This is a genomic window from Microbacterium sp. ZKA21 (genome assembly GCF_050434165.1).
GTDB lineage: Bacteria > Actinomycetota > Actinomycetes > Actinomycetales > Microbacteriaceae > Microbacterium.
In genome coordinates, this window is the sequence record NZ_JBNPVV010000004.1 from 72,994 (window position 1) to 86,314 (window position 13,321).

General features: G+C 67.8%; 13 protein-coding genes. 6 read left to right on the top strand and 7 right to left on the bottom strand.

Features of this window, described 5'->3' with window-relative positions; genetic code table 11:
- The first annotated feature begins 9 nt into the window (after positions 1-9).
- Positions 10-1,182: an ROK family transcriptional regulator gene (locus M2317_RS09905; protein WP_429459698.1), complete on the top strand. Its 1,173-nt coding sequence runs from the start codon at positions 10-12 to the stop codon at positions 1,180-1,182.
- On the opposite strand, the gene M2317_RS09910 is transcribed toward M2317_RS09905, so the two are convergent.
- From M2317_RS09910 to M2317_RS09935, 6 genes are read right to left on the bottom strand one after another with little or no spacing between them, the layout of a single operon-like run.
- A complete protein-coding gene (locus M2317_RS09910; protein ID WP_429459700.1) occupies positions 1,163-1,945 on the bottom strand; it encodes an HpcH/HpaI aldolase family protein in 783 nt (260 codons plus the stop codon). The genes M2317_RS09905 and M2317_RS09910 overlap by 20 nt on opposite strands.
- Positions 1,930-2,715, bottom strand: a complete 786-nt coding sequence (locus M2317_RS09915; protein WP_429459702.1) for a 2-keto-4-pentenoate hydratase — start codon at positions 2,713-2,715, stop codon at positions 1,930-1,932. The genes M2317_RS09910 and M2317_RS09915 overlap by 16 nt, the downstream gene beginning before the upstream one ends.
- Positions 2,716-2,751: 36 nt before the next feature.
- Positions 2,752-3,888 (bottom strand): 3,4-dihydroxyphenylacetate 2,3-dioxygenase, encoded by a 1,137-nt coding sequence (gene hpaD, locus M2317_RS09920; RefSeq protein ID WP_429459704.1) that lies wholly within the window; start codon positions 3,886-3,888, stop codon positions 2,752-2,754.
- A 25-nt stretch (positions 3,889-3,913) separates the two neighbouring features.
- Complete coding sequence (gene hpaE, locus M2317_RS09925; protein ID WP_429459706.1) at positions 3,914-5,410, bottom strand: 5-carboxymethyl-2-hydroxymuconate semialdehyde dehydrogenase; 1,497 nt, start codon at positions 5,408-5,410, stop codon at positions 3,914-3,916.
- Between the two features lie 15 nt (positions 5,411-5,425).
- The gene (locus M2317_RS09930; RefSeq protein ID WP_429459708.1) at positions 5,426-6,106 is read right to left on the bottom strand and encodes a GntR family transcriptional regulator; all 681 of its coding nucleotides are present in this window, start codon (positions 6,104-6,106) and stop codon (positions 5,426-5,428) included.
- Positions 6,103-7,584: a fumarylacetoacetate hydrolase family protein gene (locus M2317_RS09935; RefSeq protein WP_429459710.1), complete on the bottom strand. Its 1,482-nt coding sequence runs from the start codon at positions 7,582-7,584 to the stop codon at positions 6,103-6,105. Before M2317_RS09935 ends, M2317_RS09930 begins: the two co-directional genes overlap by 4 nt.
- 86 nt (positions 7,585-7,670) lie before the next feature.
- Between M2317_RS09935 and M2317_RS09940 the strand changes: the two genes are divergently transcribed.
- From M2317_RS09940 to M2317_RS09955, 4 genes are all read left to right on the top strand, one after another.
- Complete coding sequence (locus M2317_RS09940) at positions 7,671-9,044, top strand: MFS transporter (protein WP_429459712.1); 1,374 nt, start codon at positions 7,671-7,673, stop codon at positions 9,042-9,044.
- Between the two features lie 42 nt (positions 9,045-9,086).
- Complete coding sequence (locus M2317_RS09945) at positions 9,087-10,943, top strand: FAD-dependent monooxygenase (RefSeq protein ID WP_429459714.1); 1,857 nt, start codon at positions 9,087-9,089, stop codon at positions 10,941-10,943.
- 80 nt (positions 10,944-11,023) lie between these two features.
- A complete protein-coding gene (locus tag M2317_RS09950; protein ID WP_429459716.1) occupies positions 11,024-11,410 on the top strand; it encodes a VOC family protein in 387 nt (128 codons plus the stop codon).
- Between the two features lie 18 nt (positions 11,411-11,428).
- Entirely contained in the window at positions 11,429-11,785 is a 357-nt protein-coding gene (locus tag M2317_RS09955) for a TfoX/Sxy family protein (protein ID WP_429459718.1), read from the top strand.
- Between the two features lie 41 nt (positions 11,786-11,826).
- Here M2317_RS09955 and M2317_RS09960 read toward each other — a convergent pair whose 3' ends face one another.
- The gene (locus M2317_RS09960) at positions 11,827-12,234 is read right to left on the bottom strand and encodes a RidA family protein (RefSeq protein WP_429459720.1); all 408 of its coding nucleotides are present in this window, start codon (positions 12,232-12,234) and stop codon (positions 11,827-11,829) included.
- A gap of 652 nt (positions 12,235-12,886) precedes the next feature.
- Between M2317_RS09960 and M2317_RS09965 the strand changes: the two genes are divergently transcribed.
- Positions 12,887-13,300: a hypothetical protein gene (locus tag M2317_RS09965; RefSeq protein ID WP_429459722.1), complete on the top strand. Its 414-nt coding sequence runs from the start codon at positions 12,887-12,889 to the stop codon at positions 13,298-13,300.
- Positions 13,301-13,321 lie beyond the last annotated feature (21 nt).

The following is a 13,321-nucleotide window of genomic DNA, read 5'->3' on the forward strand; positions in this document are numbered from 1 at the left end:
CCTGGGCGGATGAGCGAACGAGCGACGACGGTGGAGGGCGTGCGCCGCACGAACCTGGGCGAGGTCCTGCGGCTGGTGCACCACCACGGCGCGCGCTCGCGCGCGACGATCACAGCGGACACCGGATTGAACCGCTCGACGGTCGCCGACCTCGTGTCGGAGCTGGCCACACGTGGCCTCGTCATCGAGCAGGAGCCGGACGCCACGCGTCGCGTCGGGCGGCCATCGCCGATCGTCGCGCCCAGCCCTGATGTCGTCGCGATCGCGGTGAACCCCGAGGTCGATGCGATCGAGATCGGCGTGATCTCGCTTGGTGGCGTCGTGCGCGAGCGCACGCGCGTCGCGTTCGCGCATCCACCGACACCCGCAGACGTCGTCGAGGCGGTCACCCGTTTCGTGCGAGCGTGGCAGGCGGGGGCGGCTCAGGCACGGATCGTCGGCGTCGGCCTCGCGGTGCCGGCGCTCGTGCGCGCGGACGACGGGATCGTGCGGCTCGCGCCGCACCTGGGGTGGCACGACGAGCCGATCGCGGAGCAGCTCGGCACGGCGCTGGAGATCCCGGTGCTCATCGACAACGATGCATCCCTCGGTGCGAGAGCGGAACGCCTGTTCGGGGCTGCCAGGGAGCACCACGACGTCGTCTACCTCAACGGCGGTGCGAGCGGCATCGGCGGTGGACTGATCCTGGACGGCCGGCTCATCTCGGGCGCCGGCGGATACGCCGGGGAGTGGGGCCAGACGCGCCCGGGCATCCTGTCGGACGAAGACCGCCGGACGGACGGCGGGGTGCTCGAGGACGAGGTCAATCGGGCGCGGCTGCTTGCGGCGGCGCAGCTCGGAGCGGTCGACGACGCGGCGCTCGCCGCCGTGCTCGCCGCGACCAGCGACGCCGGAGTCGTCGCCGAGATCGACCGGCAGCGGCGCATCCTGATCGCAACGCTGGCGAACGCGGTCAATGTGCTGAACCCGTCGATCGTGGTGCTGGGCGGATTCCTCGCCATGCTCCGCGATCGCGACGCGGGCGCCTTCGACGCGGCGGTGCGCGCCGGTGCGCTGCAGGCGCCGGCCGAGCAGGTCGAGCTGAGGGCGGCCGCGCTCGGCGCCGATCGCCTCCTGATCGGGGCCGCCGAGGCGGCGTTCGCGCCGCTGCTGTCGGATCCGCTCAGCTCGTCGGCCCGCTGAAGCGAGCAGCGAGGGCTTCCGAGCTCCGCGCGAGCATCGCGACATCCGCCCCGACCGCCACGAAGTCCGCGCCCTGCGCGATGTAGGCATCCGCGCCCGCGGGGTCGAACGCGTTCACGCCCACGGCCTTGCCGACGGCCTTCACCGCGGCGAACGTTCGTGCCACGGCATCCAGAACCTCCGGATGCGCCTGCTGACCGAGCAGTCCGAGGGAGGCCGCGAGATCCGACGGACCGACGAAGACCGCATCCACTCCATCGACCGCCGCGATCTCGGCCGCGTGCTCCACGCCGGCTGACGTCTCGATCTGCACGGTCAGGGAGACGCGGGCTGCGGCATCCTGCAGGTAGCCGTCCACGCGGTTCCAGCGGGCGCTGCGCGAAAGCGCACTGCCGACGCCACGGATCCCGAGCGGCGGATATCTCGTCGCGGCCACCGCGGCGGCGGCCTCGTCAGCCGACGACACCATCGGCACGATGATGTTCTGGGCGCCGAGGTCCAGCACCTGCTTGATGATGACGGCGTCGTTCCACGGCACGCGTACGACCGGAACGACGGGGTAGGGCGCGACCGCCTGCAGCTGGTGCAGGATGCTCTCGAGCGAGTTCGCGGCGTGCTCCATGTCGATCAGCAGCCAGTCGACGCCGGAACCGGCGGCGATCTCGGCGATCACCGGGCTGCCGGAGCAGACCCACATGCCGATCTGCGAGCGGTCGGCATCCGCGAGAGTCTCACGGAAGGTCGGGGCTAGATGAAGCGGCATTCGATCGTTCCCATCTCGCGGTAGTCGCACAGCACGGTGTCGCCCTTCGACACCCACATCGGACGTGTGAATGATCCTGCCAGGATGATCTCACCGGCCTCCAGGCGCGCGCCGTGCTGGTGGAATTTGTTCGCGAGCCAGGCGACACCGGTGGCCGGATGCCCGAGCACTCCCGCGGCGACGCCGGTCTCCTCGATCTCGCCGTTGCGACTGAGCACGCCGGGTACCCAGCGCAGATCGATCTCATCAGGGCGCTTGCGCACGGTGCCGAGCACCATCGCGCCGTAGGCGGCGTTGTCGCTGATCGTGTCGACGATCGTGCGGCCCTCGAGCTCGATGTGCGAGTTCAGCACCTCGAGCGCGGGGACGGCGTAGTCGATCGCGGCGAGGGCATCGTCCAGCGTGCAGTCCGGACCTTCGAGGGGCTGCTTGAGCACGAACGCCAGCTCCACCTCGACACGCACGTTGGAGAAGTTCGCGAACGGGATGTCGGCGCCGGAATCGTGGACGGTGTCGTCGAACATCACTCCGTAGTCCGGTTCGGTGATCCCGGTGGCCTGCTGCATCGCCTTCGACGTCAGCCCGATCTTGCGCCCGACCAGCCGGCGACCGGAGGCGATCTGCGCATCCCGCCACACGCCCTGGATCGCGTAGGAGTCGTCGATCGTCGCCTCGGGGAAACGGGCCGTGATCCGCGGGATCACGCCGTGCGTCCGATCGGCCTCAGCCAGTTCGGCGGCGATCTGTTCGATCTGCGTGGATGTCAGCATCCGGATCTCCTTCTCAGCTGGTCATGACTGGCCTTTTCACAGCTGGTGGCCGAGCTTGCCTTCGCGCTCGTCGGCGCGCGTGTAGCTGAAACCGTCGGCGCCGATGGTCACGGCCATCTCGCTGTCGTCGGTGCGGGCGACGACGGGCTGCGGGTTTCCGTCCAGGTCGAGTACGAGCGAGGCATCCGTGTACCAGGACGGCACGACCGGGTTGCCCCACCAGTCACGGCGCTGGTTGTCGTGCACGTCCCAGGTGATCACGGGGTTGTCCGGGTCGCCGGTGTAGTAGTCCTGGGTGTACACCTCGACGCGGTGCCCGTCGGGGTCGCGCAAATACAGGTAGAACGCGTTGCTCACGCCGTGCCGGCCGGGGCCGCGCTCGATGGCATCCGAGCGGCGAAGGGCGCCGAGCTTGTCGCAGATCGCGAGGATGTTGTGCTTCTCGTGCGTCGCGAAGCAGACGTGATGCATCCGCGGACCGTCTCCGCCGGTCATCGCGGTGTCGTGCACGGTGGGCTTGCGGCGCATCCAGGCGGCGTAGACGGTGCCCTCCTCGTCCTGGATGTCCTCCGTGACGCGGAATCCGAGGTCCTGCATGAACTTCACGGCCCTGGGCACGTCGGGGGTGACCTGGTTGAAGTGGTCCAGGCGCACGAGCTCGCCTGGGATGTGCAGGTCGTACCGCCACGACATCCGTTCGACGTGGTCGCTCTGGTGGAAGAACTCGTACGGGAAGCCGAGCGGGTCGACAACGCGCACCGAGTCGCCGACGCCCTTGACGAAGCCGTCCGGGTTGCGGCGGACGTCGCAGCCGAGCTCGGTGTAGAAGGCGACGGCCCTGTCGAGGTCTTCCGGAGTGCGCACGCGGTACGAGAAGGCGGCGACGGCCGCGATCGGGCCCTTGCGCAGCACGAGGTTGTGGTGGATGAACTCCTCGGTCGAGCGCAGGTAGATCGCCTCGTCGTCCTCCTCCGTCACGTACAGGCCGAGGATGTCGACGTAGAACGTGCGCGAGGCCGCGAGGTCTGTGACGACGAGCTCCATGTAGGCGCATCGCAGCACGTCCGGCGGCGTGCTGGTCGGCGTCGGAGTCGGGTTGTCGGGGTGGATCGGCGCCTCCTGGCTCACGTAGAAGCCGGAGGATGTCAGCGTCATGTCCTGGCGGTTCGTCATGTCAGCGTCCTTGCTGGTCGAAGGGTCAGTTCTTGCCGAAGGTGGGGTTGTGCACAGCGCCGAGCGTGATGTGCACGGCCTGCTGATCGGTGTAGAAGTCGATCGAGCGATAGCCTCCCTCGTGGCCGAGGCCCGACGCCTTCACGCCGCCGAACGGGGTGCGCAGGTCCCGCACGTTGTTCGAGTTGAGCCACACCATTCCGGCCTCGACGGCACCCGCGAAGTTGTGCGCGCGCTTGAGATCGTTGGTCCAGATGTAGGCGGCGAGACCGTACTTCACACCGTTCGCGAGGGCGAGGGCCTCCTCCTCGGTGTCGAACGGGGTGATCGCGACGACCGGGCCGAAGATCTCCTCCTGGAAGATCCGGGCGTCCGGGGAGACATCGGCGAACACCGTCGGGGCGACGAAGTTACCCGTCGCGAATCCTTCGGGTCGGCCGCCGCCGGCGACCAGACGACCCTCGCCCTTGCCGATCTCGACGTACGACATGACCTTGTCGTAGTGCTCCGGATGCACGAGTGCGCCCACCTCGGTCGCGGGGTCATGCGGATAGCCGACCTTCACCCGCTTCGCCTGGGCGGCGTAGCGCTCGACGAACTCGTCGTAGATGCTGCGCTCCACGAGGATGCGGGAACCTGCGGTGCAGCGCTCGCCGTTGAGGGAGAACACTCCGAAGATGGTGGCGTCGATCGCAGCATCCAGATCCGCGTCGGCGAAGACGACCGCCGGGGACTTGCCGCCCAGCTCCATCGAGAGGCCCTTGAGGAAAGGGGCGGCGTTCGCGAAGATAATCTGCCCGGTGCGGCTCTCGCCGGTGAAGGAGATCAGCGGGACGTCCGGATGCTTGACAAGCGCGTCTCCGGCATCCTCGCCGAGTCCGTTGACGAGGTTGAAGACGCCCTGGGGGAGCCCGGCCTCCTCGAAGATGCCGGCCCACAGGGATGCCGACAGCGGAGTGAACTCGGCGGGCTTGAGGACGACCGTGTTGCCGGTCGCGAGAGCGGGGCCGAGCTTCCACGACTCGAGCATGAACGGCGTGTTCCAGGGGGTGATGAGGCCGGCGACGCCGATCGGCTTGCGGTTGACGTAGTTGATCTGGCGACCGGGGACCTTGAACGTGTCGTCGGCCTGGGCGACGATGAGGTCGGCGAAGAAGCGGAAGTTCTCCGCCGCACGGCGCGCCTGTCCGAGCGCCTGCGTGATCGGCAGGCCCGAGTCGTAGCTCTCGAGTTCGGCGAGACGCTGATCGCGGGATTCCACGATGTCGGCGATGCGGTGCAGCACGCGGCTGCGCTCGCGCGGCAGCATCCGTGGCCATGGCCCCTCGTCGAACGCGCGCTTGGCGGCGGCGACGGCCAGATCGATGTCGGCCTTCTTGCCCGCGGATGCCGTCGTGTACGTCTTGTTGGTCACCGGGTCGAGCACGTCGAACGTGTCACCGTCCGCCGAGTCGACGAAGGCTCCGTCGATGTAGTGCTGGATGTGATCGGGAAGGTCTGCGGGGATGCGGGAGTCGGTCATGGCTTCTCCAGGGGATCAGAGGATGTGCATTCCGACGGCTTCGTCGGGATGCTCGTGGTCGAGGTAGGCGTCGAGGGTCGCGGCGTGATGGCGGCGTGCGGCGTGCTCGATCTCGTTCAGCGGGGCACCGTTCTCGATGAGGGCGACGATCTGCTCGTGCTCCTGAACGGACTCGTGCGCGCGACCGGGCACGAAGCTGAAGGTCGAGTCGCGCAGCCGGCTCAGTCGAGCCCACTCGAGTGTCACGAGCTCGTGCAGCCGCGGGTTGGGGCAGGGAGCGATGAGCGTCGAGTGGAAGCGCTGATTGAGGGCCGTGAAAGCAGAAGGGTTGAAGTGGTCGAGCGTGCGGACCATCTCGTCGTTGATCGCGCGGGCCGCACGCAGGTCGTCCGGTGTGAGCGCGCGGGCCGCCATGGCGGTCGCGGTGCCCTCCAGGATGCTGAGGGCCTCCATGCTGTGCCGGTACTGGGCATCGTCGACCATGGCCACGCGCGCGCCGACGTTGTGCTCGAACTCGACGAGGCCCTCGGCCTCGAGCTGACGGATGGCCTCGCGGACGGGGACCACGCTCATGTCGAGCTCGCCGGCGATCGCACCGAGCACCAGGCGATAGCCCGGCGTGTACGTCTGCGCCGCGATGCGCTCCTTGATCCAGTGATACGCGCGCTGGGACTTGCTGAGCGTCGGGGCCGTCACGAGATGCTCCGGGCCTCGTAGCGGGCGCGCCACTCGGCGTTCATCGGGAAGAGCCCATCGACGGGGTGCCCTGCGGCGACCTGTTCGGCGATCCACGCCTCCTCGGTCTCCTGCGCGAGGGTGGCATCGGCGACTTCTTCGGCCAGAGCCGCGGGGATCACGATCACGCCGTCCCCGTCGCCGACGATGATGTCGCCGGGCTGCACGGTGGCGCCGCCGCACGCGATCGTGACGTCGACCTCCCACGGGATGTGCTTGCGCCCGAGGACCGCCGGATGCGCACCGCGCGAGAACACGGCGAACCCGCTCGCGGCGACCGCATCGAAGTCGCGGACACCGCCGTCGGTGACGACGCCGGCAGCACCGCGGGTCTGTGCACGCAGGGCCATGATGTCGCCGAGTGTTCCGGTGCTCGCGTCCCCGCGGGCCTCGATCACGATGATCTCGCCCTCGTCGACGGTGTCGAATGCGCGCTTCTGCGCGTTGTAGCCGCCGCCGTGCGAAGCGAACAGATCCTCGCGGAACGGCACGAAGCGCAGTGTCTTCGCGGTGCCGACGATCTTCGCCGCGGCGATGTTCGCCGTGACGCCGTCGATGAAGCAGGCCGTGATGCCGCGCTTGCGCAGCTGGGTGGAGAGCCCCGCGGTGGGTGCGGCTTCGAGCTTGGCGCGAAGGGCAGGGTCCAGACGGGGTGCGGCATCGGGGAGGCCTGCTGCCTCGCGTGAGCCCCAGGCCTCGGCGCGCTGCAGGTCGTCGACCGAGGGGAGCGAGCCGAGCGCCGGATCGAACGGCACCTCGCCCTGCACGACGGTCGTGATGAGCCGGCCGGATGTGGCACCAGCGGCATCCACTTCGACCTCGACGACGTCACCCGGAACGATGACGCTCGAGCCGGCCGGGGTGCCGGTGAGGATGACGTCGCCGGTTTCGAGCGTGAAGTGCTGGGAGAGGTCGGCGACGAGCTGGGGGAGCGGGAAGAGCAGACCGGCGGTGGTGTCGTCCTGACGGAGCTCGCCGTTGACCCAGGTGCGGACGCGCAGGTCCGACGGGTCGACGTCCCTCGCGTCGATGAGCTGCGGGCCGAGCGGCGTGTAGCCGTCACCGCCCTTGGATCGGACGTTCGACCCCTTATCGTTCGCGCGCAGGTCGTAGAGCCCGAGATCGTTCGCGGCCGTGATCCACGCGACGTGCGCCCAGGCATCCGCGAGCTTCACGCGACGGGTGGGCGCTCCGATGATCAGGGCGATCTCGCCCTCGAAGGCGAGCAGCTCGGTTCCGGCCGGACGCTCGATGGTGCCACCGGATGCTGCGAGGGAGCTCACTGGCTTGAAGAAGTACGAGGGGTGCTCGGGGCGTCGGCCTCGCTGTTCGGCACGGGAGGCGTAGCTGAGGTGGATCGCGATGATCTTGCCGGGGCGGGCGATCGGGTCCGTCACGGGGCGCCTCCTTGCGTCGTGGCCGCCGGTCTTGTGCGGCATATTCGAAATCGTATATCATCGCCGTATCGGGTGGCAAGCAATGATCCACCCGCCCTGCAGACGATGACGTCGACCAAGGAGCATCAATGACTGATCACCCGGGCTTCACCCCGACCGGCACGATCGCGACATCCGCCGACCGGCGACGCGTCGTGTTCGCGACGGTCGTCGGCACCACCGTCGAGTGGTACGACTACTTCATCTACGCGACCGCGGTGGCGCTGGTCTTCAACGAGCTGTTCTTCTCCGCGCTCGGCGCGAACAGCGTCCTGCTCGGGTTCGCCACCGTCGGGATCAGCTTCCTGTTCCGTCCGCTCGGCGCGTTCCTCGCCGGACATTTCGGTGACAAGTACGGCCGCAAGACCGTGCTGATGTGGACGCTCGTCCTGATGGGCGCGGCCACGGCGCTCATCGGTCTGCTGCCGACAGCCGAGGCCATCGGCGTGATGGCGCCGATCCTGCTCGTGCTGCTGCGCATCCTCCAGGGGCTGTCGGCCGGCGGCGAGTGGGGCGGTGCTGTGCTCATGGCCGTCGAGCACGCGCCCAAGACGCGCCGCGGCATCTTCGGCGCCTCGCCGCAGATCGGCGTTCCCCTCGGGCTGCTGCTCGCGTCCGGTGTGATGGCGATCATGACGGCGGTCGCCCCGGGCGACCAGTTCCTCGCGTGGGGCTGGCGCATTCCGTTCCTGCTCAGCGTCGTGCTGATCCTGGTCGGCTACTACGTGCGACGTCGCGTCGAGGAGAGCCCGGTGTTCACCGAGCTCGCCGAGCGCAAGGAGAAGGCGCAGATGCCGATCGTGCAGCTGTTCCGCAAGCATGCTCTGCTCGTGGTCATCGCCGCCCTCGTCTTCGCCGGCAACAATGCGGTCGGGTACATGACCACCGGCGGGTACATCCAGAACTACTCGACGAACCCCGAGGGCCCGATCGCGCTCGACCGCGGACCGGTGCTGTGGGCGGTCACCGGGTCCGCAGTCACCTGGCTGATCACGACGCTGCTCGCGGGTTGGGTCTCGGATCGGATCGGTCGCCGCAGCACGTACATCATCGGCTGGATCCTCCAGCTCGGTGGCGTGATCCTGCTCTTCCCGCTCGTGAACACCGGCAACATCTGGCTGCTGTTCACGGCCCTCGCCGTCCTCACGATCGGCCTCGGCTTCACGTACGGCCCGCAGGCCGCGCTGTACACCGAACTCTTCCCCGCCAGCATCCGGTTCTCTGGCGTCTCGATCTCGTACGCGATCGGTGCGATCGCCGGTGGTGCCTTCGCTCCGATGATCGCCGCGTGGCTCGTGGAGAAGACGGGCTCCACCGACGCGGTCACCTGGTATCTCGCCGGCATGACCCTGATCGGTCTCGTCGCGACGCTGCTGCTGCGCGATCGCAGCGGCATCCCGCTCGGGCCCGACCACGAGGCCGAGCAGGCGGCCAGCCCGATCCGCGGGATGGCCAGGGCCTGAGACGCGTCCGTCCGCCTCGCCTTCGATCAGGAGTCATTCACTATGCAGTTCCACCACCACGGCTACGTCTCGCAGGATCCTCGGGTGCTGCCGGCATCCGGTACCGGGGTCGACCGGCCCAGGGACCTGCCGGACGAGGTCGACGTGCTCATCGTCGGATCGGGACCGGCCGGGATGCTGTTGGCGGCGCAGATGTCGCAGTTCCCCGAGATCACCACGCGGATCATCGAGAAGCGCGCCGGGAGGCTGGAGCTCGGTCAGGCCGACGGCATCCAGCCCCGCAGCGTCGAGACGTTCCAGGCGTTCGGGTTCGCGGAGCGGATCATCGCCGAGGCCTACAACATCGGCTGGATGAACTTCTGGGGGCCTGACCCCGAGAACCCTGCGAACATCCGACGGACCACGCGGACGGCCGACTACGCGTACGACATCTGCGAGTTCCCGCACCTGATCGTGAACCAGGCGCGTGTGCTGGACTACTTCGCCGAGGCGGCGGCGCACGGACCAGGGCGCATCGCACCGGACTACGGCGTGGAGTTCATCGGCCTGACGGTGCACGACGACGGCGCATTCCCTGTCGAGGTCCGGGTGCGGGATGCCGGTGGCGAGCGGGCCGTGCGTGCGAAGTTCGTCGTGGGCTGCGATGGTGCGCGCAGCGGCGTGCGGGAAGCGATCGGGCGCACGCACGTCGGCGGCGTCTCGGCGCACGCGTGGGGCGTGATGGATGTGCTCGTGAACACCGACTTCCCGGATTGGCGCACGAAATGCGCGATCAACGCCGAGGCGGGCAACATCCTGCACATCCCGCGGGAGGGCGGCTATCTCAGTCGCATGTACATCGATCTCGGCGAGGTGCCCCAGAACGACGAGCACCGCGTGCGGCAGACGCCGATCGAGTCGATCATCTCCAAGGCCAACGCGATCCTGCATCCCTACTCGATCGACGTGAAGGAGGTCGCGTGGCACAGTGTCTACGAAGTGGGGCACCGCGTCACGGACGGCTTCGACGACGTGATCGACGGATCGGGCCGCACGCCGCGCGTCTTCCTCACGGGCGATGCCTGCCATACGCACAGCGCGAAGGCGGGCCAGGGCATGAACGTGTCGATGCAGGACGGATTCAACCTGGGCTGGAAGCTCGGGGCGGTGCTGACTGGACGCTCGCCGGAGGAGTTGCTGGCGACCTATGGTGCGGAGCGGCGTCCGGTGGCGCAGCAGCTGATCGACTTCGACCGGGAGTGGTCATCGCTCATGGCGCGCAAGCCCGAGGAGATCTCGGACCCGAACGACCTGGCCACCTATTACCTCGCGACGGCGGAGTTCCCGTCGGGATTCATGACGCAGTACGGTCCGTCGATGCTGGTCAGCTCGGACGCGCACCAGGCGCTCGCGGCCGGGTTCCCGCTCGGCAAGCGGTTCAAGTCCGCCGAGGTCGTGCGGGTCTGCGACGGCAACGTCGTGCACCTCGGTCATCACGCCAGGGCGGACGGGCGCTGGAGGATCTACGCGTTCGGCGGTCGGGATGGTGCGGGGCTGTCGGCCTGGGCATCTGCGGCGTCGGAAGTGTTCGCCCGCTTCACCCCGTCGGATGCTGATGAGGATGCCGTGTTCGACGTCAAGGCGGTGTATCAGCAGCCGTTCGAGAACGTGGACTTCCCGTCGGTTCCCGCGCTGTTCCAGCCGCAGACCGGGCCTCTCGGCCTGACCGACTGGGAGAAGGTGTACGCGGCCGGGCCGTCGAAATGGACCCCGACGGACATCTACGAGGCTCGCGAACTGTCCAGGGACGGCGTCGTCGTGGTGGTACGCCCCGATCAGTATGTGGCGGCGATCCTGCCGCTGGACGATGTGGGGGAGCTGGACTCGTTCTTGAGCGGTGTGTTCCTGCAGGCATCCTGAGCCACGTCGGGGTGGTGCGTGTCGGAGGCCGGGCCTACCTTGGTCTCGGGCGGGACGGTCTCGCCGTGGAGGTGTGCGCTATGGACTGGAAGATCGAGCTGATCTTCGTGCCGGTGACCGACGTCGACCGGGCGAAGGACTTCTACGTCAAGATCGGCTTCAACGCCGACCACGATCAGAGAGTGAACGAGGAGTTGCGCTTCGTGCAGATGACCCCGCCGGGTTCGGCCTGCTCGATCGCGTTCGGCACGGGTCTCGGGGGAGGTCTGGAGCCGGGACAGCAGGATTCGATCCAGGTGGTCGTGCCGGATGCGGATGCCGCGCTCGCGCAGTTGCGCGACGCGGGTGTCGAGGCGAACGGTGTCGACGAACAGGCGTGGGGCCGGTTCGTCACCTTCCATGACCCCGACGGCAACACCTGGACGCTGCAGGAACTGCCGGACTACTCGGCGGCCGCGCAGAGCTGACGCGGACGGACGAGCGTCGTGAGCACGACGACGGCGGAGCAGGCTGCGCTGGTCGAACGCCTCCGCGGCCTGCTCTCCGCGGAGCCCACCGTGCGCGAGGTGTCGATGTTCGGCGGCAGATCGATCATGGTGAACGAGAAGATGATCGTCGCCGTGCAGCGCGACGGGGCGCTGCTGGTGCGGGTCGCTGCGGATCGGCACGAGGAGCTCCTCGCGAAGCCTGGCGCTGCGCAAGCCGAGATGGGAGCGGGGCGCGACATGGGGCCGGGCTGGATCGAGGTCGCACCTGCCGTCATCGCGGAGGACGACGGGCTGGCGTTCTGGGTCGCGGCGGCGATGGCGTACAACCGTGCCGTGACGGGTGGGGCGGTGTGATGTCGTTCGGTGGCGCATCCCTGCGCTACGCGACCGCTCACTCAGTCGTGAACTGCGGCGATTGCCTCGATCTCTACGAGCTGATCGTCGTAGCCGAGAACAGTGACACCAAGAAGCGTGCTCGGCACGTCATGATCACCGAACGCATTGCGCACGACCTCCCAAGCAGTGACGAGGTCCGATTGCTGCGTCGACGCAACAAGAACGCGAGTGGTGATGACATCGTTGATGTCAGCTCCAGCCTCGGCAAGCGCTAGAGCCATGTTCTCGATGCACTTCGCTGCCTGTGCTGCGAAGTCCCCGACTCCAGCTGTAGAGCCGTCTTCATTCAAAGGACAAGAGCCTGCGAGGAAGATCAACCTGGCCTCTGCGGGGGCGGTCGCGGCGTATGCGTACTCGGCCACATCGGAGAGAGAGGACGAGCGAATCAGCGTTACTGCTCTGGACAAGATGCGCCCTCCGAATCACGAATCGTTCTCCCATCCTTCCACGCGGGTTGCCGGAAGGAGAGCTCCGAGCCTGGCGCTGCTGGTGCGGGCCGCGGCCGTCCGTCAAGACGGCGGCTCACCGCGCTGGGACGGGGTGGCGCGAGTGAGTGTCGAACACGGTGAGTTTCAGATAGAAAACCTGCCAGATGGCTGCCAGAAGCGATCGTCAACGGTTGACGATCGGGGTGCCCTGGTGAAACATCATGCGAGGGGCGTCGCCCGTGGTATCCCAGATGGATGTATGCCGACTGCCCGTCGGATTCGATTGCTTCTGACTCAGCCTCATCTCTTCCGCCGAGTGCCGGCGATCAAGACCGCTCTTGCGGCCGGTCCAGCTGCCGCGTTCGGCACCCGCACCCCGCACTGGTTCGGGGCCACCGGTGCGGACTCGATCGAGTACCTCAGCGTCGTCGGGCGTCAAGTCCAGCGCCCCCATGTGCATGCTTATGCCGGCGCCATGAGCGACGGTCGCGCATCGCAGGAGGGTGTCGACGAACTCGGGGGTCGGTGCTACCGCAACCCACGCTCATCGCCTCCGAAGATCATTGCGGTGAAGGTTCTGAGACTCAACCGGTCACGGCGTCTGCTCGTAGTGGTCACCTAGGATCTCTGCATGCGTGGACGTTCTCTGCTTGGTGTTTCCCTGATGGCGAGTGCGCTGGCAATGACCGCGTGTGCGCCCGTCCCGCCGGTCGGTGGTCCCGATCGTTCGGAAGCGGTTCCTGTTCCAGGTGGCACGTGCGACATCAGCTGGTGGCTCAGCCCGGCGATCGACGATCCGCCCGCGGAGGCGGGCCGCATTGCTGCCAAGGCTCTCGAAGATGCGAGGGTCAGCGATTCGCAATGGTCGGACTGGTACAGCCTCCTCGATGACGACCCTGACCTCGACTCCGTTCCTGAGATCAGGCTCCGGGGCTCGGCCTACCTCGAATCTGTACGGGAGGACGTGCGGGTAGCCCTCGACGAGGCTGGCTATCCCGATACGGAGCGAGTTATCGAAGTGTATTCAAGCCTCTCCTGCACTTGACGAGTTCGAGCGACGACGGCA

Bases quoted from the DNA above. Each gene is read 5' to 3' on its own strand.
- hpaE (WP_429459706.1), bottom strand. From the start codon at position 5,410: ATGACCGACTCCCGCATCCCCGCAGACCTTCCCGATCACATCCAGCAC.
- M2317_RS09905 (WP_429459698.1), top strand. From the start codon at position 10: ATGAGCGAACGAGCGACGACGGTGGAGGGCGTGCGCCGCACGAACCTG.
- hpaD (WP_429459704.1), bottom strand. From the start codon at position 3,888: ATGACGAACCGCCAGGACATGACGCTGACATCCTCCGGCTTCTACGTG.
- M2317_RS09915 (WP_429459702.1), bottom strand. From the start codon at position 2,715: ATGCTGACATCCACGCAGATCGAACAGATCGCCGCCGAACTGGCTGAG.
- M2317_RS09945 (WP_429459714.1), top strand. From the start codon at position 9,087: ATGCAGTTCCACCACCACGGCTACGTCTCGCAGGATCCTCGGGTGCTG.
- M2317_RS09940 (WP_429459712.1), top strand. From the start codon at position 7,671: ATGACTGATCACCCGGGCTTCACCCCGACCGGCACGATCGCGACATCC.
- M2317_RS09950 (WP_429459716.1), top strand. From the start codon at position 11,024: ATGGACTGGAAGATCGAGCTGATCTTCGTGCCGGTGACCGACGTCGAC.
- M2317_RS09965 (WP_429459722.1), top strand. From the start codon at position 12,887: ATGCGTGGACGTTCTCTGCTTGGTGTTTCCCTGATGGCGAGTGCGCTG.
- M2317_RS09910 (WP_429459700.1), bottom strand. From the start codon at position 1,945: ATGCCGCTTCATCTAGCCCCGACCTTCCGTGAGACTCTCGCGGATGCC.
- M2317_RS09935 (WP_429459710.1), bottom strand. From the start codon at position 7,584: ATGCCGCACAAGACCGGCGGCCACGACGCAAGGAGGCGCCCCGTGACG.